Source organism: Amycolatopsis sp. NPDC004079 (assembly GCF_040610415.1).
Classification (GTDB): domain Bacteria; phylum Actinomycetota; class Actinomycetes; order Mycobacteriales; family Pseudonocardiaceae; genus Amycolatopsis; species Amycolatopsis halotolerans.
The window spans coordinates 61208-79073 of sequence record NZ_JBEXMH010000002.1; the positions used below are offsets into that span (position 1 = coordinate 61208).

Genomic DNA, 17866 nt, shown 5'->3' on the forward strand with positions numbered 1-17866 from the left:
GCCATCACCGACGAAGGGATCTTGATGAGCACCGTCGACCGCAACCAGCCACTCGGCACCCCGACCTGGATCGACCTCGCCGTGCCGGATCTGGACCGGGCGCAACGCTTCTACCGCGCCGTTCTCGGCTGGACCTTCGACGGCGACCACTGCCTGCTGCGCGAACTCCCCGTCGCTGGCCTCCGCCAAGCGGCCGACCCCCGACCAGCCTGGACGGTCTACCTCGCCACCGACGACTGCGATGTCACCGCGAAAGCCGTCACCGCCGCCGGCGGCAAGCTCCTCGACCAACCCCACGACGACGGAGACCACGCCCGCGTCGCCGTCGCGGAAGACCCGACCGGAGCGCGATTCGGAATCTGGCAAGGCCGCAAGCTCCCCGGTGCCCGGCTCGTCAACGAACCCGGCACCCTGCTGCGCAACGACCTCGTCACGCCAGCCCCCAAGCCAGCGCGCGACTTCTACTGCGAGGTCTTCGCCTTCACCCTCGACGGCAACGACGACCTCGCCGGCGTCGACTTCACCTTCCTCCGCCGCCCGGACGGGCACGAAATCGGTGGCATCATCGGCGACCCGTCCGCCACAGCGTCGGCGTGGGGCACCCTGTTCCTCGTCACCGACGCCGACGCGGCGGGCAAACAGGCCACCGAACACGGCGGCGAGGTCATAGAAGCGCAGGACAGCCCGTACGGGCGCATGGTGACCGTCCGCGATCCGTTTGGCGCGGAGTTCGTCCTGGGTTCCTGAACCGGCTCCATCGCCCTGAATCCGGTGCTAGAACAGGACAGGTGGACCTCGAAACCCTCCCCGGCGCGACCCTGCACCCAGCGACCTCCGACGACGCGGCCGAACTGATGGTGCTCCAGCGGTGTTGCTGGGTCCAGGAAGCCCTGCTCAACAACACCCTGGAGCATCCCGCGCTGACCGAAGACCTGACCGAGGTCCGCGAGGCCATCAACACCTGGCACAGCTGGGTCGTCCGGCAGGGACACCGGCTCGTCGGCGCGGTCCGCGCCCGCACGGTCGAGGACAACGGCTGGGAGATCGGCCGCCTGATGGTCGCGCCGGATCTGGCGGGGCGCGGCCTCGGACGGGTCCTTCTCGAGCACGCCGAGCGCCACGCCCCGCCGGAGACGAAGCAGTTCGTCCTCTTCACCGGAGCGTCCAGCGAACGCAACATCGCCCTCTACGAACGGGCCGGGTACCGCCGCACGCCGATGCCGTTCGAAGCGACCGGCGTCTTGCAGCTCGCGGTCTACCTGGTCAAAGCTGCCTGACGAAGGCTCACAGCTCGTCGAAGACCAGCACGGTGTGCGTCGAGAGCACGTCCGGCATGGACTGCAGCCGTTCGAACACCAAGTCCCGCAGGCTGTCCGCGTCGCGGGTCCGCACGAACAGGATCAGGTCGTTGTCCCCGGACACCAGGCCGCCGTGTTCGATTTCCGGGATGTGCTTGAGCTCCGCGCTCACCGTGCGCCACGAGTTCTGCGTGACCTTCAGGTACACGTACGCGGCCAGCCCCTGCCCCATCCGGCGCGGGTCGGTCACGGCCGCGTACCCCGTGATCACTCCCTCGCGGTGCAGCCGCTCCACGCGCGTGTAGCAACCGGCCCGCGAAATGTGCGCGCGTTCGGCCAGCGCGCGCATCGAGGCGCGGCCGTCTTTCTTCAGCTCGGCGATCAGTTTCAGGTCGACCTCGTCGAGCGCCGCTGCCATTTGTCCACCCGGCTGGGACATCCGCGCCACCTCCCAAGCCAATCGTCCAATCAGTACTCCACAACCCGGCCATCATTCCACACTTGCCGCGCAAGTCTGGATCCTTGATCGCCCGACAGCGAGTATCAGGGCCTACTCGTCTTTGTCGATGGGAGCTGTCGGTGACCACCACGGAACGCACTGCCGCGTCCTATTTCCTGCCCAGCGACGAGCCGCTCGGCCTCGTGACCGCCGACGGCGCGCCGACGCCCGACCCGGCGCTCGCGATGCCCGCGGGCGACGTCCTCCTCCGCCTCTACCGCGGCATGGTTTCCGGACGCCGCTTCGACACCCAGGCCACCGCGCTCACCAAGCAGGGCCGGCTCGCGGTGTACCCGTCGGCGCGCGGCCAGGAGGCAGCCGAGATCGGTTCGATCCTCGCGCTTCGCCCGCAGGACTGGCTCTTCCCCACCTACCGCGACTCGATGGCCGTCGTCGCGCGCGGCGTCGATCCGGTCGAGGTGCTCACGCTGCTGCGCGGCGACTGGCACTGCGGCTACGACCCGTACCGCGCGAACGTCGCTCCGCAGTGCACGCCGCTCGCCACCAACACGCTGCACGCGGTCGGCTTCGCGCACGCTGCACGCGTGAAGGGCGAGGACACGGTCTCACTCGTTCTCGTCGGTGACGGTGCCACCAGTGAAGGCGACACGCACGAAGCGTTGAACTTCGCCGCTGTCTGGAAAGCGCCGGTCGTCTTCCTCGTGCAGAACAACGGCTACGCCATCAGCGTCCCGCTCGAGAAGCAGACCGCTGCGCCTTCGCTCGCGTACAAGGGTGTCGGCTACGGCATGCCGTCCGTACTCGTCGACGGCAACGACGCTGCCGCCGTACACGCTGTCGTCGAGCAGGCTGTCGAGCGCGCCGCAGCAGGCGAAGGACCGACGCTCATCGAAGCCATCACCTACCGCATGGAGTCGCACACCAACGCCGACGACGCGACGCGCTACCGCGACAAGGCCGAAGTGGAGCAGTGGCTCACGCGCGACCCGATCAGCCGCCTCAAGCAATACCTCACCGACCGCGGCCTCCTCGACGACACGACGCAGCAAGAGATCGACGCGCGCGCCGAAGACGAAGCAGCCGCGTTGCGCGAGCGAATGAACGTCGACACCGAGCTCGACCCGGCGGATCTCTTCCGGCACGTCTACGCCGAACCGACCGCCGCGTTGCGCCAGCAGGCCGCCGAACTGGCGCACGAGAACACCGAGGACCAGGCATGACCGCGACTCTGGACACGACACTGTCCCTCGCCGGCGCACTCAACCGCGCCCTCGCCGACGCACTCGCGGAGGATGAGCGCGTGCTCGTCTTCGGCGAGGACGTCGGCACGCTCGGCGGCGTCTTCCGCGTCACCGACGGACTCGCCGCACGCTTCGGCGACGCCCGCGTCTTCGACTCCCCGCTGGCCGAATCCGGCATCGTCGGCACCGCGATCGGGATGGCGATGAACGGCCTGCGCCCGGTGATCGAGATGCAGTTCGACGCCTTCGCCTACCCCGCGTTCGAGCAGATCACCAGCCACCTCGCGAAGCTCCGCAACCGCACCAAGGGCCAGGTCGAACTGCCCGTGGTTATCCGGGTGCCCTACGGCGGCGGCATCGGCGGCGTCGAGCACCACTGCGACTCGTCCGAGGTCTACTACACGCACACGGCCGGACTCCGCGTCGTCACCCCGGCCACGCCGGACGACGCCTACACCCTGCTGCGCGAGGCGATCGCCAGCCCGGACCCGGTCATTTTCCTCGAGCCCAAACGCCGGTATTGGGAAAAGGGAACCGTTGACCCGCAACGCCGTTCGCCTGGTCTCGACAAAGCGGTGATTCGCCGCGAAGGCAGCGACGTCACCCTCATTTCCTACGGCGGCGCACTCGGCACCACGCTCGAAGCCGCCGAAGCCGCCGCGGAAGAGGGCTACCACGCCGAGGTGATCGACTTGCGCAGCCTCGCGCCATTCGACCTGGAAACGGTCGCCGCGTCCGTGCGCCGCACCGGCCGCGCAGTCGTGGTGCACGAGGCGAGCCGATTCTGCGGCTATGGCGCCGAGGTCGCCGCGCAGTTGTCCGAGCATTGTTTCCATTACCTGGAAGCGCCGGTATTGCGCGCCGCCGGGTTCGACATTCCTTATCCCGCACCGAATCTGGAACAGCACCACCTGCCGGGCGTCGACCGGATCCTGGACGCGATCGAACGCCTCCAGTGGGACGACGCGGCACCGCTCGACGGGGAGAAGTGATGGCCGTCTTCAAGCTGCCCGACCTCGGCGAAGGTCTGACCGAGGCGGAAATCGTCGCGTGGCACGTGGCGGTCGGCGACACCGTGACCGTCGACCAGACCGTCGTGGAGGTCGAGACCGCGAAGGCGAGCGTCGAGGTCCCGGTACCGTTCGCGGGCCGGGTCGCGACGCTGCACGGAACAGCGGGCGAAGTGCTGACCGTCGGCAGTCCGTTGATCACTGTGGACAGTGCGGCGGACTTCACCGAGCCTGGTGTCGTCACGCCGGAGGGCAGCGGGAATGTCCTGATCGGTTATGGCACCAGCCAAACCCGCACCCGGCGCGCGAGGCGACCGCGCGGAAGCAAGGCACCAGCTTCAGCGCCGGCCGCAGCGCCAAAGTCCACTTCGGACCGCATCCGCGTAGTGTCCCCGCTAGTCCGCCGCCTCGCCCGCGAGTCCGGAGTGGACCTTCACGCGCTCAACGGCACCGGCACCGGCGGCATCGTGAGCCGCGCGGACGTAGAACGCGCGATCGCCGCCACAGAAATCCCAGCGACCCCGGCGGCAACCCCCGACGAGCAACGAATCCCCTTGCGCGGCCTGCGCAAAACCGTCGCCGACAAACTCGCCCGCTCCCGCCGCGAGATCCCCGAGGCGACCGTCTGGGTGGACGTCGACGCGACCGAACTGCTGCGGCTGCGCACCGCGCTCAACAGCGATCCGCACGCCCCGAAGCTCAGCCTGCTCGCGCTCATCGCCCGGTTCGCCGTGGCGGGCCTGCACCGTTTCCCCGAGCTGAACGCGCATCTGGAAGGCGACGAGATCGTCATCCCGTCCGCCGTCCACTTGGGATTCGCCGCGCAGACCGACCGCGGCCTGGTCGTCCCGGTGGTCCAGAACGCGCACCAGCACACCCTGGAGGACCTGTCCGCCGCACTCGCCGACCGCACCGAACAAGCCCGCTCGGGACGGCTCGCCCCGGCCGACCTCACCGGCGGCACGTTCACCGTGAACAACTACGGCGTGTTCGGAGTGGACGGTTCGGCCGCCATCATCAACTACCCGGAGGTCGCGATCCTGGGCGTCGGCCGGATCATCGACCGGCCGTGGATTGTGGACGGTCAGGTCACCGCCCGGAAGATCACCGAGCTGACGCTGGCGTTCGACCACCGAGTCTGCGACGGCGGCACCGCGGGCGGATTCCTGCGCTTCGTCGCCGACTGCATGGAAAACCCAGTGCGGCTGCTGCGCACTCTGTGACGACGGTCAGGCTGGCAGCTCTGCCAGCCTTTCCGTTTTCGCCCACACATTCCGCTTCAAGACGATCCGGAACACCGCTCGCCACGTCGCCAGCACACCCAGCAACAGGAACGCCGGATAGCACAGCCCGGCCAGCAACGCGCGGTGCGGCGGTTCGTCGCGCAACCGAACAAAGTAGACGATCGCCCACATGATCCCGGGCAGCAGCAACGCAACCAGCCACAATGCCACCGCCTGCGCCAGGTTCCCGGTCTCCGCGACCAAACCGCCGAACGAGTTCCCAGTCAGCAATGCCACTGGCACGATCACCAGCAACGCCGCCGCGAGCAACGACAGCGGAACTGTCAGCCAAGGCACCACGAGATAGACCAGGAAGTCGAACAACCCAGTCCCGGCAATGAACCGCGAGGTCGCGAGACTGCGCAAATGCCGTGAGCACTGAAGGTTTCCCTGTGCCCACCGAGTCCGCTGACGCAGCAGCCGACGCGTGTCCTCCAGCCCTTGCTGAGTCACCCAAGCCCGCTGCGTGTACCGGATCCGCACTCCGGCCAGATGCAGCCGCAGGCCCAGTTCAAGATCCTCGACCAGGCAGTCGCTCCACGGCGACGGTCCGAACTTCCGCAGCACCGACAGTCGCGTGAACTGTCCGTTGCCGCCCATCCCGACACTGCCGAGAACATCGCGCAACGACTGCGAAGCATCCGCGATCGCGCCGAACTCCACATCCTGCAGCAACGCCAGCAGCCGGTGTCTATTGTGGATTCGCACCCGGCACTGCACCGCGCCGACACCGCGGCTCCGCAACATCGCCGCTACTTCCGTGAGCAGCCCGGCACTGCCGCGCCCGTCACCGTCGATGATGCCCACGACGGTCTGCGAGACGGTGCCTTCCCGCTCGGCAATGGCGTCGATGTACCGGTAACCCGCGTTGAGCGCTTCGCCTTTGCCCCGCCGCGCCTGCGGCAAGTCGCGGCGCAGAACATGCAGCCGTTCGTCGGCAATGCCCGCGACGATTTCCGGCGTGCCGTCGTCGGATCCGTCATCGATGACCAGCACTCGCACCGGCGTTTCGGGAGTGCCCAGCCGCAACGCATTCCGCACCGTGTTGGCGATGACGCGTTCTTCGTTCAGCGCCGGAATGACAATCCAGAACAGCAACGGCCGGGACGAGCGTTCCGAAGCAGGCCGAGGCGCCCGCCAGGCAAAAGCCGCCAGCACCAGGTTGTGCACCGGCCACCAGCACAATAGCAGCACGAACCACCACGGCTGCGTCATGCCGAGTGCCGACCCCGGGACCCGTTGGTACGCAGCCGAACCGAGCGGACCGTGAACGCCATCGCGATCAAACCGACCGCGGTCAAGACGAACCACAGCACTCCGTGGAACGGCGCGACACCGATCGCGGCAGCGGACACGACCGCGGGAGCGACCCGGGTGACAGACATTTCTTTTCCTTCCAGAAGAAACTCAGGCGGCAACGGCAGCAGGAGACACGAAGCGATAGCCGAGCCCCTCGATGCCCTCGACCACCTTCCGAAGGTCGTCGACGCCGAGAAACGGGTGATAGTAGAAACTGACGACGCTGTCGGTCACCACGCGATGGGTTTTCGCGTCGGCCAGGATGTCGTCGGCAGTGCGCGCGGCGTGCTGGTTGAACTTGGCCGGAGCGACGTTGCCGACGTTCTCCGGCACCACGACGGTCCCGTAGACGTCGCGGACCGGATACGGGAAGAACTGGCCGTATACCTCGCGATAGGACACATCCGTCAGTCCGCATTGGCCGCCGTCGCACTGCCCGGCGTAGTAACTGCCCCGGTCGTACCGCATCGGGAAGATCCGGCCCGCCTCCTGATAGTCCACTGCGGACCCGCCGTAATGCGGGAACTCGAACGCGTCCGGCCGCGGCAGTCCGACCCGGTCGAACTCGGCGAGCCCGGTCGCGATGCGACTGCGGAACCACTCCGGCGAGTCTTCCGGAACCGGGCCGCTGAGCCGCACATTGTCCTTGTGGTCAACGGTCGCGCGATAGAACTCGTAGTCGGCGGCGCTGGTTCCCGAGTACGGATTATCCGTCTCGCCGTACTGATGGCTGTAGCCGTGCATCACCAAGGTCCCGCCCCGTGCAACGGCGTCTCGCAGCGCCGCGACGAGTTCCGGGCTGTCCACCAGCCTCGCGAACGTCGGCTTGCCGCCATTCGCTTCCCCGCGCGGATCCGCGTAGTACGGATACACCGCCAACGAGAACGGCACGCCGCGCCCGCTGAGATAGTCGGTGATCGCCCGGACTTCGGCAGGCGGCGTCCGCGGACCGATGTCCTCGATCCGCACGAGCGCACGCCGACGTTCCGGAGCGTCCGGCGCGAGCACGCCAAGCAGGATGTCCGCGGCCGCCAAATAGCGGTCACCCGCGCCGACGTACGAATACGGCACTTCGGCGAGATAGGTGAATGATCCACTGTGGACCGCCCACGGCGACGTCACGCCATCAGCGGACTTCGCCCGCGCCAGCACCTTCGCCTTCGCAGAGGTCACCAGCACTCCCACGACGTCGATCCCGGCATTGGGATCGCGCCGCAGGTCAGTGTCCCGATAGGACACCGTCGTGACCTTGTCCTCCCGGAACGGAGCCCACGTCCAGCCCCACTTTCCAGCGAGCGTCGGCGAGTGGTCGAACAGCTGCCAAATGTTGCTGCCGATCCACACCACCGGCAACCGGGTCCGGCTCACGTCGTCCAGCAACGCGGGCGGCAGCTGCGCGTCGTAGGCCGTCCCGACGTAGACGACCGCCTGGTACTCGTTCAGCTCGCCGCTTCGATAGTCGGCGGCGGGCAGCATTCGCCAAGCGGTGGAACGGGAAACCAAGTTCGCCGTCTGGATCGCGTTGGCCTGTGCCTCCTCGGCGACCTGCGTCGCAGGAGGACTCGGCCGCAACCGTCGCCCGTCATCGAACAGCACCAACGTGCGCCGATCGTCACGACCGCCAGGACCGGCCAGGCCGATTTTCGGTTGCCGCAGAACCGGTTCAATCGGCGAAGCCGCTTCCGAACCGGAGCCGTCGTCCGAGACCACCACGACGATCCCGCCGACCAAGCTGACCACCGCGACGACAATGATCCCGAGCCGCAACCACGCCGGGAACCGTTGCTTCACTGCACAACCTCGGCCAGCTCCGGAACAAACGGCTCCGGCGCTTCAGCGGCCAGACCGAGCAACCAGGCCACGGCTTGCTCGGTGCGCTCAGCCGCTCGGCCGTCACCGAACGGATTGGTGCGCGCGTTCATCGCGGCCCGCTGCACCGGATCGGTCAACAGCTTCGACGCGGTGTCCACAATGAGCTCAGCATCCGTGCCGACGAGCATCGCGCAACCAGCGTGGACGGCTTCCATCCGTTCCGTCGTGTCCCGCAGGACCAGCACCGGCACCTTGAACGTCGGCGCTTCTTCCTGAATCCCACCGGAATCGGACAGCACGAGCGAACTCGCCGCGATCGCCGCCGCAGTCTGCTCATACGGCAGCGCCGGGGTAAGCACCACGCGCGGGTTCCCGGCCAGCGCCGAAGTGACCGCCTCCTGCACCGCCGGATTCGGATGCATCGGCAGCAACACGCGAACGTCCGGATGGCGCGCGAGCAGAGTGTCCACAGCGGACAGAATGCGAGTCAGCGGCTCGCCCCAAGACTCCCGGCGATGCGCAGTCACCAGAACCAATCGGCACTCGCCGCGCGTCGCTGATTCGACCACATCGGCGACCACAGTGTCGGCAAAGGACACTCCTCGATCGGTCACCCGGGAAATCGCGTCCACCACAGTGTTTCCGGTGACCAAAAGAACGCTGTCGTCGACACTCTCGGCACGCAGGTTCTGCGCGGCCGTCGGCGTCGGAGCCAGGTGCAAGCTCGCGGACTGCGTGACCAGCCGCCGATTCAGCTCTTCGGGGAACGGCGACCGCAAGTCGAACGAGCGCAGCCCGGCTTCCAGGTGCACCACGGGAATCTTGCGCCAGAACGCGACCAGCGCACCGGCCACAGTGGACGTCGTGTCGCCCTGCACGAGCACCGCGGCGGGCGGACGCTGCGCGGCGAGCGCGTCGAGACCGGTGACGAGCTGCGAGAACAACTCCGGCTGACCGCCGTCGACCCGGTGCAGGGTGAGCCGCAGGTCCGGGGTCAGCGAGAACGCCGCGAGCACCTGGTCGACCAGTTCCGGATGCTGCCCGGTCGCGACGAGCACCGGCTCAAGCCGTCCGGACCGGCGCATCTCCTGCACGACCGGCGCCATTTTGATCGCCTCCGGCCGGGTTCCGGCAATCAGCCAGACCACCGGTGCGTCACCCCGGGTCATCACGGAACTCCATTTCAGCGAGAGCGGAAGCGACCCGGGAAAAAGTCCCTGGACCGCGCCGACCACGCTAACTACGGCATCCGGAATCAACCTCACCCTCGCGGGTCAAACTCACCGTCAGTAGTCGCCGTCACAAGCCGTCGGTAAGACACCAATCCGATGTCAACCTTGGTTTTAAGCGGCTGCTTACTTACCTGAACCCGGATACACCAGGCACGCCAAGCACACTCAGTAATCGTGCTGGATCGGTTAAGTCACCAGTCGCGAAAAAGAGCACCCGAAACATCGGATGCCCTTTTTCCCTTCCCCGGTCAAACCGACGGTATGGCCACCCGCGATCCTGCTCACATAGTGGTCCAGACCACCAGGTCAGTGTTTCCCGGGAACGTATTCGCCGGGCACCATCCGCGTCGTGACGGCGAACCGGTTCCACGCGTTGATCACCGTGATCGTCGCGATCAGCTGAGCCAGCTCGGCCTCCTCGAAGTGCTCGGCCGCGCGAGCGAAGACGTCGTCGGGCACGAAGCCGTCAGTGAGCACGGTGACCGCTTCGGTCAGCTCGAACGCGGCGACCTCCTTCGCCGTGTAGAAGTGCTTCGACTCCTGCCACGCCGGGAGCTGGATGATGCGCTCGGCCGATTCGCCGGCGGCCAACGCGTCCTTCGAGTGCATGTCGATGCAGAAGGCGCAGTGGTTGAGCTGCGACGCGCGGAGCAGCACCAGCTGCCGCAGCGCGGGGTCGAGGCCGTGGCGGGTCGCGGCGTCGAGACGGATCATCGCCTTGTATGCCTCGGGTGCGAGCTCCGCCATCTTGAGGCGGGGCGGTTCCACCGGAAGTCGTTCTGCTGTGGTCATGGTTTCGACTCTACGAGCGATTGGCACTCTGTTATGGTCCATTTCCGTGCGCGCGGAGTGGGCCAGTTCGCTGAGTGAAGACCTCCACCTCGACCTGCGCGGGCCGCGCCTGCGCGACGGCCTGATGGAGGCCCTGCGCGACGCCATCCGCACCGGACGCCTCGCCCCAGGCGCGAAACTGCCGTCCAGCCGCACGCTCGGCGCGGATCTCGGCATCGCCCGGAACACCGTGGCGCAAGCGTATGCGGAACTCGTCGCCGAAGGCTGGCTCACCGCGCGCCAAGGCGCCGCAACCCGGGTTGCCCCGCGCGCTGAGACCGCGCCCGCGCCGTCCGTGCCGAAGCCCGCGTCGCGACACCGGATCGTGCACGATCTACGCCCCGGCCAGCCGGACCTGTCCGCCTTCCCCCGCGCAGACTGGCTTAAGGCCGCGCGCCGCGCCCTGACTGTCGCGCCCGACGACGCGTTCGGCTACGGCGGTCCGTACGGCCGCCCGGAGCTGCGCGAAGCCCTGGCCGAGTACCTCGCCCGCACACGCGGCGTACGCGCGCACCCGGACCAAATCATGATCTGCACGGGTACGTCGCACAGTCTCATCGTTCTCGCCGAAGCACTGAAGCAACGAGAAACGCCAGCGGTCGCCGTAGAGGCGTACGGCCTGCAGGTGCATCGCGCGCATCTCGCCAAGGTCGGCCTGGACACCCCGCAGCTTCCGGTGGACGGCGACGGCGCGATGGTCGAGCGTCTCAACGACCTGCCCGACGTCGGCGCGGTACTGCTGACGCCGTCGCACCAGTTCCCCACCGGCGTCGCGCTGCATCCGGACCGCCGCGCCGCGGTCGTGGACTGGGCGCGCCGGACCGGCGGCCTGGTGCTGGAGGACGACTACGACGGCGAATTCCGCTACGACCGCAGCCCGGTCGGCGCGATGCAGGGACTCGACCCGGAGCACGTGATTTACCTTGGCACCAGCAGCAAAGCGCTCGCCCCTGGCCTGCGGCTGGGCTGGATGGTGCTGCCGCCGCGGATCGCCAGGCTCGCCGCCGAGATCAAGGGCGAGCGCGACCCGCACTCCGGCGTGCTCGACCAGCTCACCATGGCCGAATTCATCACTTCGGGCAGCTACGACCGGCACATCCGCGCGATGCGGCTGCACTACCGCCGCCGGCGCGACCAGCTCGTCGCGGCACTGGCCGAGCACGCGCCGAACACGCGGGTGACCGGGCTGTCCGCCGGCTTGCAGGTGCTCGTGGACGTCCCCTCCGGCGAGGAAGACGCGGTGGTGCAGGGGTCCGCGTGGCAGGGGCTGGCCATGCACGGAATCGCCGCGTTCCGGCATCCCGACGCGCCCGCGGACCGCGACGCGCTGGTGATCGGCTTCAGCACTCCGTCGGCGAGCGCGTGGTCAGGCGCGCTCGCCGCGTTGTGCCGGGTATTGCCCTAGCCGCCTCACTCGACGCCGAGCATCACCTCGGTCGACTTCACCAGCGCGGTCACCGGCCTGCCGACCTCGAGTTCCAGCTCCTCGGCGGCGTCCTTGGTGATCGAGGCGACGACGGACTGCCCGCCGTCGAGCTGAACCGTGACCACGGTCATGACCGCACCGGGCTGGACCGCGGAAACGGTGCCGGTGAGCTGGTTGCGAGTGGACAGACGCATGGCTTGGACTCCTTCGAACCGAACAGAACACGGCCACCGTAAAGGGAAATCTCCGCGTCCGCTGCCGGGTGCCGCGGCGGGCGGGAGCAGGTGCGGACGCAGTCACTCCGCCGTGTCCGCACTTGCTGCCCGCGAACCAAGCGCGGTGCCGATTCCGCGTTTTTCGCAGGTTTGCCGCGCGGGAGAGCGGGTAGCCGAACCGCGAGGGACGAGAAAGGGAGGACCCACAGTGAACGACAAAGCCGAGAACAAGGCCGAAGAACTTAAGGGTCGTGCCAAGGAAGCCGTCGGCAACGCCACGGACAACGAGCAGTGGCAGGCCGAAGGCAAGGCCGAGCAGGGCAAGAGCAACCTCAAGCAGGCCGCCGAGAAGGTGAAGGACGCGTTCAAGAGCACCAAGGACTGACCGGACGCGCGTCGCCGAGAAGCCCGGGGCACCTCGCCCCGGGCTTCTTTTTCGCCGTCAAACTTGCGTATCGCGCAAACATTGCGCGGCACGCAAGCACCGCGCTATAGTGGTCTCATGACCGAGCGCCCGAACCTGCGAGACCGCCGCCGCCAAGAGACCCGGGTCGACATCTCCTGGGCGGCAGTCCGGCTCACAGTCGAGCACGGCCTGTCGAACGTGACCATCGAGGAAATCGCCCGCGCGGCGGGAGTTTCCCCGCGCACTGTCAACAATTACTTCTCCAGCAAAGCCGAAGCGATCGTCGCGCGGCACCAGGACCGGGCTCGCGGGATCGCCGATCACCTCCGTGCGCGCCCGGCGGCGGAACCGCTGTGGACCGCCCTGCGGGAAGCCTCGCTGGCACAGCTCGACGACGATCGCGGCACCGCTCCCGGCGGCACCGGAGGTCCACAGTGGACGGCCGGGGTCCGGGTCATGATCGCGGAACCCGCATTGGCGGGCGAATTCCTCAAAGCCAACGTCGCGGCCGAAGAATCACTGGCCGAGGCGATCGCGGAACGCCTCGGCGCGGACGTCCACGACCTCCGCGTCCAGCTCATCGCCACCACCGCGGGCGGCGTGCTGCGCGCAGTCATCCAGGAGTGGCTGCGCACCGACCCGCCCGCGGAGCTGTCCACCATCGTGCACCAGGCGTTCGACACCCTCGCCGAGGTGCTTCCCTGATCCCGCAAGGAGATCCCCATGTCCGCCGTCGTCATCGCGGGTGCCGGGCCGAACGGCCTGATGCTCGCCGCCGAACTCTGCCTTGCCGGAGTCCGCCCCATCGTCCTGGAGCGGCTCGCCGAACCCGACGGGGTGCGCCGTGCCAACGGTCTCGTCGGCCAGGTCGTGCCATTGCTGCACCGGCGCGGGCTGTTCGAGAAACTCACTGGCACGCCGGAACCCATTCCGGCTCCGCGGTTCGTCTTCGGCGCTTTCCCGATCGAATTCGCCGACCTGCCGCGAAACCCGATGTATCTCCTGCCGAAGCCGCAGCACGAACTTGAGCAGACCCTGATCGAGCACGTCCGAGGGCTTGGCGCCGAACTCCGCCGCGGCCACGAAATCACCGGCTTCGCCCAAGACGAGAACTCGGTCACCGTGCAGGTGCAAGGCCCGGACGGGCCGTACGAAATCTCCGCCGACTACCTCGTCGGCGCGGACGGCGGACGCAGCACCGTGCGCAAGCTCGCCGGGATCGATTTCCCCGGCGTCACCTGGGACGAATCGGTGTCCCGCAGCGCGAATGTCCGGCTCCCGCGGTCCTTCGTCGACCCCGCGACCGGCGGGCTGAAGCTGGAGACCGGCGTCCTCCCGCCGTTCCTGCACCACCGGACGGAAACCGGGGTGTTCGTGTTCGCGCCGTTCGACCCGGCCAACCCGGCCGTGTCGACCAGCGAACAAGGCGGCGCGGCGGATTTCGCCGAGGACGATCCGCTGACCATGGAAGAACTGCGCGCGAGCGTGCAGCGGATACTCGGCGTCGACCTGCCGCTCGAACCCCCGTCCGGCCCCGGCCCGTTCCTGCTGCGCAGGCTGACCGGCGGCAACACCAGGATCGCCGAGACCTACCGGCGAGGCCGGGTGCTGCTGGTCGGCGACGCGGCCCACGTGCACTCCTCGATCGGCGGGCCGGGGCTGAACCTCGGCCTGCAGGACGCGGCGAACCTCGGGTGGAAGCTCGCCGCGGAGGTTCAGGGCTGGGCTCCGCCGGGGCTGCTCGACAGCTACGAGGCCGAACGCCGTCCGGTGAGCGAGCGCGTCGTGATGCACACCCAGGCGCAGAGCGCGCTCGTCGCGCCCGGGCCGGAAGTCACCGCGCTGCGCGACTTCTTCACCGAACTGCTGTCCTATCCGGACGCCCGGCAGCACGTCGCCGACCTGATGTCCGGGGCCGACATCCACTACGGCACCGACCCGAGCACCGGCCGCTGGGCACCCGACCTGCCGCTCACCGACCCAGGTCCGCTCACCGCCGCTTACCAAGCCGCGCGCCCAGTACTGCTCGACCTGACGCCCGACGCCGCACTCGCGGACGTGGCCGCGCCCTGGCACGACCGCGTAACCACCGTGTCCACCACCGCAACAGGCGACGCACCCACCGCACTGCTCATCCGCCCGGACGGTTACGTCGCCTGGTCCGCCACCGAAGCCGAACCAGACGTCGAGGCTCTCCAAGCCGCTCTCACCCAGTGGTTCGGCGCACCGGTCAGGTCAGCCGTGTCGTCGCCACGTTGATGAGCGCCCCGGCCGGCAGCGTGCCGTCCGGGGCCACCAGCGATCGGGACGCCACCTTGAACGCGGTCCGCAACCCCATCAGCTGCGTCTCGTCGAGGGCATCGACCTGGTAGTAGGTGTCGTGGCAGGTCTGCCAGACCGAGTCCGGCGGGCCGGACAGGTCCACCAGCAGCTGGTGCCATTCGACCGGCGCGAACCCGGCCGGGCCGAGCAGCGTGTCGAGGCCTTCGCGGGTGCGGCTGCGCGGGTCGCCGGAGGTCGGGATCTGGCGGTCCTCGGCGACCACCGCGAAGAGCGGCCGGGCGACCTTGAGGAACACCTCCAGTGCGTCGGTCCCGCCGCCGCCGACGCCGATCACGAAGGTGCCGCCGGGCCGCAGCACACGGGCGGTCTCGGCGATCACTTTCTCGACGTCGGACATGAGCATCAACGCCATGTGCGACACGACCGCGTCGTAGCTGTCGTCCTCGAACGGCAGCTCCTGCGCGCGGCCTGGCCGCAGGTCCGCGTCGGCGAGCCCGGCCCGGCCGCGGGCGACGTCCAGCTGCTTGGCGGAAAGGTCGATGCCAGCGAGCTTTCCGGTGCCGCGCCCGGCGAGCACGGCCAGCAGCGCGCCGTCCCCGCAGCCGAGGTCGAGCACGCTGCCCGGCTGGCCCACGTGGTCGGCGAACGCCTCGTACACCGAGCGTCCGCCGACGCGGCCCCGATCGGCCAGTTCGGACGCGGCTGCCGGGTTCCGGTCGTGATAGTCGCGCAGGAACTCTTCGGCGGGCGTCATCATGCCCGTGACGGTAGCGCGAACGGTCACTTCAGCAGCTCGGTTTTGGCCAGGTTGACGCAAAGCCCCGCCGGAAGCCGTCCGTCCGCGGTGCGCAGCGGCTCGGTTTCGGCGAGGAACGCCGAGCGCAGCCGGGACAGCTGAGCGTCGTCGAGGGTGTCGGTCGAGTAATACGATTCACAGCACAACGTCCACACCTCGTCCGGTGCGGCGGTCAGGTCGATCTCGTACGGCTCCCAGGAAACCGGCGCGAATCCGGCCGGAGCGAGCACCTCGTCGATCCCCTCGCGACGCGACGTGCGCCGCTCGGCGGTGTACGTCGCCCGTCGTTCCTCCGGCACCTCCCGGAACAACGGCCGAGCCAATTCCAGGAACACCGGAGTCGCGCCGGTCGACTCGGGACCGCCGACGACCACCGCGAACTTCCCGCGCGGAGCCAGCACCCTCGCGACCTCGGCGGCGACCTCCTCGGGGTTGTCCATGAGCATGAAAGCCATGTGCGACACGACCGCGTCGAAGCTGTCGTCCTCGAACGGCAGCTCCTGCGCCCGCCCGTGCCGCAGCTCCGCCCCGGCCAGCTCGGGCCGCCGCCGGGCAAGCGCGAGCCGACCCGGAGAAAGATCAACGCCAGCAAGACTTTCCGCGCCGCCGCGGGCGAAAACGGCCAGCAACGCACCGTCGCCGCAGCCGAGGTCGAGCACCCGGCGCGCGGGCGCGACCCGATCGGCCAGCACCTCGTAACTCGTCCGGCCGTCCCCGGTCACCCGGCCGGACTCGATCAGCACGGACATCGCGTCCGGTTTGCGATCGTGGTACTCACGCAGGTAATTCTCCGCGGCGGAGGTCATGCCCCGACGGTAGCGAATTCCTGGTACCCCTGTGGCATGGACGAAGAAGCTCTGCTCGGCATCGACGTCGGCACGACCGCGGTGAAAGTCGCGGCGTTCGCGCCGGACGGCCGGGAACTCGCGGCGCATTCGGTGCCCTGCCCGATCGCGCGGCCGCGTCCCGGCTGGGCCGAACAGGACCCGGAAGACTGGTGGCGCGCAACGGAAACCGCGCTGCACACCGTCCTTTCCGGACTTCCCGCCGGTTCGGTGCGCGCGGCCGGAATCGTCAGCCAGGTCAACACCCATCTTCTCGTCGATCACGACCTGCGGCCGCTCGCCCCGGCAGTGATCTGGCAGGACCAGCGCTGCGCGAAGATCGCCGCGGAACTCGACGCCCGCTTCACCGACGACGACAAAAAACGCATCTGGGGCGGGCCGATCGTGCTAGATGCGTCGTTCGCGGGTGCGCGGGCCGCGTGGTTCGCGCGCGAACAACCGGAGCTGTGGTCCCGCGCGCGATGGATGATGAGTCCCAAGGACTTCATCGGCGCCCGCCTCACCGGCCGGGTCGCGACCGACCTGCTGTCCGGCGTGCGCATCGCGGGCGCGTCCGGCTACCTGCCCGAAGCGGTGGCCCTGGTGGACGGACTCGGCGACCGCCTGCCGGAACTGCTCGTTCCCGAGGAACCCCTTGGGCACGCTGCCGTACTGGGCGACGCACCGGTTGTCGTCGGAACCATGGACGCGTTCGGCGCGGTTTTCGGTACCCGCACCACAGAACCGGGCCGCGCGATGGTCACCTGCGGGACGTCGTTGGTAGTCGCGGCCGCCTCGCATCGGAACGAATCGGTCCGCGGCCTGGTCACCTTCCCGCCACGCGGCGATGTCGTCGTGCACGCCGGACCGACACAAGCCGCGGGCGACGCAGTGCGCTGGTGGAGCCGTGTGTCCGGACTGTCTGTGCCGGACGTGTTCGCGTCCGCCGCGGAAGGCCAGCCCGGCGTGGTTTTCTTGCCGCACCTGCAAGGCGAACGCGCACCGCTGTGGGATCCGGACCTGCGCGGCAGCTTCCTCGGCCTGACGTCGTCCACGAGCACGGCGGACCTGTCCCGAGCCGTACTGACCGGGGTCGCGTTCTCCGCGCGGCACGTGCTGGAAACCGTCGAGGAAGCCTGCGGCGAACCCCTCCCGTCGGTGACGTTCTCCGGCGGCGGCGCACGCAGCGACCTGTGGACCCAACTCCACGCCGACGTCCTGTCCCGCCCCGTCGAACGCCTCCGCGTGCACGACAGCGCCGCGCTCGGAGCCGCCCTGCTCGGCGCAGTCGGCGCGAGCCGGTACCCGGACGTCGAAACCGCCGCGGCCGCGACCGTCGCCGTCGAGCAAACCTTCGCCCCCGAGACGGACCTGACCGGCCTGTACGAGGCGTATCGCGCGGCGCACGAAGGGCTCGCGAGAGTGCACGAACGGCTGGCGCGATGGTGAT

At 68.7% G+C, this 17866-nt stretch carries 19 protein-coding genes; 10 read left to right on the forward strand and 9 right to left on the reverse strand.

Annotation, left to right across the window (positions count from 1 at the left end):
* Positions 1-24: 24 nt before the first annotated feature.
* A complete protein-coding gene (locus tag ABZX37_RS02330; RefSeq protein WP_354735168.1) occupies positions 25-747 on the forward strand; it encodes a VOC family protein in 723 nt (240 codons plus the stop codon).
* Positions 748-788: 41 nt separating this feature from the next.
* Positions 789-1277: a GNAT family N-acetyltransferase gene (locus ABZX37_RS02335; RefSeq protein ID WP_354735169.1), complete on the forward strand. Its 489-nt coding sequence runs from the start codon at positions 789-791 to the stop codon at positions 1275-1277.
* A 7-nt stretch (positions 1278-1284) separates the two neighbouring features.
* On the opposite strand, the gene ABZX37_RS02340 is transcribed toward ABZX37_RS02335, so the two are convergent.
* Complete coding sequence (locus ABZX37_RS02340; RefSeq protein ID WP_037363909.1) at positions 1285-1716, reverse strand: Lrp/AsnC family transcriptional regulator; 432 nt, start codon at positions 1714-1716, stop codon at positions 1285-1287.
* A 161-nt stretch (positions 1717-1877) separates the two neighbouring features.
* On the opposite strand from ABZX37_RS02340, the gene pdhA reads away from it, so the two are divergent.
* Genes pdhA through ABZX37_RS02355 form a run of 3 tightly spaced genes read left to right on the forward strand, consistent with a single transcriptional unit; the run spans position 1878 to position 5232 of the window.
* Positions 1878-2978, forward strand: coding sequence for a pyruvate dehydrogenase (acetyl-transferring) E1 component subunit alpha (gene pdhA, locus ABZX37_RS02345; protein WP_354735170.1), 1101 nt, complete (start codon positions 1878-1880; stop codon positions 2976-2978).
* Positions 2975-3991, forward strand: a complete 1017-nt coding sequence (locus tag ABZX37_RS02350) for an alpha-ketoacid dehydrogenase subunit beta (RefSeq protein WP_354735171.1) — start codon at positions 2975-2977, stop codon at positions 3989-3991. The genes pdhA and ABZX37_RS02350 overlap by 4 nt, the downstream gene beginning before the upstream one ends.
* Entirely contained in the window at positions 3991-5232 is a 1242-nt protein-coding gene (locus ABZX37_RS02355) for a dihydrolipoamide acetyltransferase family protein (protein WP_354735172.1), read from the forward strand. Before ABZX37_RS02350 ends, ABZX37_RS02355 begins: the two co-directional genes overlap by 1 nt.
* Before the next feature lie 6 nt (positions 5233-5238).
* Here ABZX37_RS02355 and ABZX37_RS02360 read toward each other — a convergent pair whose 3' ends face one another.
* The 5 genes from ABZX37_RS02360 to ABZX37_RS02380 all read right to left on the reverse strand — a co-directional run bounded on the left by ABZX37_RS02360 (position 5239) and on the right by ABZX37_RS02380 (position 10427).
* Positions 5239-6507: a glycosyltransferase gene (locus ABZX37_RS02360; protein ID WP_354735173.1), complete on the reverse strand. Its 1269-nt coding sequence runs from the start codon at positions 6505-6507 to the stop codon at positions 5239-5241.
* Positions 6504-6677: a hypothetical protein gene (locus ABZX37_RS02365; RefSeq protein WP_354735174.1), complete on the reverse strand. Its 174-nt coding sequence runs from the start codon at positions 6675-6677 to the stop codon at positions 6504-6506. Before ABZX37_RS02365 ends, ABZX37_RS02360 begins: the two co-directional genes overlap by 4 nt.
* Positions 6678-6699: 22 nt before the next feature.
* Entirely contained in the window at positions 6700-8382 is a 1683-nt protein-coding gene (locus ABZX37_RS02370; protein ID WP_354735175.1) for a DUF2334 domain-containing protein, read from the reverse strand.
* Positions 8379-9572: a UDP-N-acetylglucosamine 2-epimerase (non-hydrolyzing) gene (gene wecB, locus ABZX37_RS02375; RefSeq protein WP_354735176.1), complete on the reverse strand. Its 1194-nt coding sequence runs from the start codon at positions 9570-9572 to the stop codon at positions 8379-8381. The genes ABZX37_RS02370 and wecB overlap by 4 nt, the downstream gene beginning before the upstream one ends.
* 369 nt (positions 9573-9941) lie before the next feature.
* Positions 9942-10427 (reverse strand): carboxymuconolactone decarboxylase family protein, encoded by a 486-nt coding sequence (locus tag ABZX37_RS02380; RefSeq protein WP_354735177.1) that lies wholly within the window; start codon positions 10425-10427, stop codon positions 9942-9944.
* A gap of 46 nt (positions 10428-10473) precedes the next feature.
* Here ABZX37_RS02380 and ABZX37_RS02385 point away from each other — a divergent pair, with 46 nt between their 5' ends.
* The gene (locus tag ABZX37_RS02385) at positions 10474-11871 is read left to right on the forward strand and encodes a PLP-dependent aminotransferase family protein (RefSeq protein ID WP_354735178.1); all 1398 of its coding nucleotides are present in this window, start codon (positions 10474-10476) and stop codon (positions 11869-11871) included.
* Positions 11872-11876: 5 nt separating this feature from the next.
* Here the strand turns inward: ABZX37_RS02385 and ABZX37_RS02390 are convergent, their stop codons facing one another.
* On the reverse strand, positions 11877-12086 hold the full coding sequence (locus ABZX37_RS02390; protein ID WP_354735179.1) for a TOBE domain-containing protein: 210 nt from the start codon (positions 12084-12086) through the stop codon (positions 11877-11879).
* 229 nt (positions 12087-12315) lie between these two features.
* On the opposite strand from ABZX37_RS02390, the gene ABZX37_RS02395 reads away from it, so the two are divergent.
* The 3 genes from ABZX37_RS02395 to ABZX37_RS02405 all read left to right on the forward strand — a co-directional run bounded on the left by ABZX37_RS02395 (position 12316) and on the right by ABZX37_RS02405 (position 14772).
* Positions 12316-12492: a CsbD family protein gene (locus tag ABZX37_RS02395; RefSeq protein WP_354735180.1), complete on the forward strand. Its 177-nt coding sequence runs from the start codon at positions 12316-12318 to the stop codon at positions 12490-12492.
* A 117-nt stretch (positions 12493-12609) separates the two neighbouring features.
* Positions 12610-13218 carry a TetR family transcriptional regulator gene (locus ABZX37_RS02400; protein ID WP_354735181.1) on the forward strand — a complete coding sequence of 203 codons (609 nt, stop codon included), beginning with the start codon at positions 12610-12612 and terminating at the stop codon, positions 13216-13218.
* Positions 13219-13236: 18 nt separating this feature from the next.
* Entirely contained in the window at positions 13237-14772 is a 1536-nt protein-coding gene (locus tag ABZX37_RS02405) for an FAD-dependent monooxygenase (protein WP_354735182.1), read from the forward strand.
* Here the strand turns inward: ABZX37_RS02405 and ABZX37_RS02410 are convergent.
* Both ABZX37_RS02410 and ABZX37_RS02415 read right to left on the reverse strand, forming a co-directional pair.
* Entirely contained in the window at positions 14744-15553 is an 810-nt protein-coding gene (locus ABZX37_RS02410) for a class I SAM-dependent methyltransferase (RefSeq protein WP_354735183.1), read from the reverse strand. The two genes, ABZX37_RS02405 and ABZX37_RS02410, sit on opposite strands and share 29 nt — an antisense overlap.
* Positions 15554-15576: 23 nt before the next feature.
* A complete protein-coding gene (locus tag ABZX37_RS02415; protein WP_354735184.1) occupies positions 15577-16398 on the reverse strand; it encodes a class I SAM-dependent methyltransferase in 822 nt (273 codons plus the stop codon).
* A 36-nt stretch (positions 16399-16434) separates the two neighbouring features.
* Between ABZX37_RS02415 and ABZX37_RS02420 the strand changes: the two genes are divergently transcribed.
* Positions 16435-17865, forward strand: coding sequence for an FGGY-family carbohydrate kinase (locus ABZX37_RS02420; protein ID WP_354735185.1), 1431 nt, complete (start codon positions 16435-16437; stop codon positions 17863-17865).
* Position 17866: the final 1 nt, after the last annotated feature.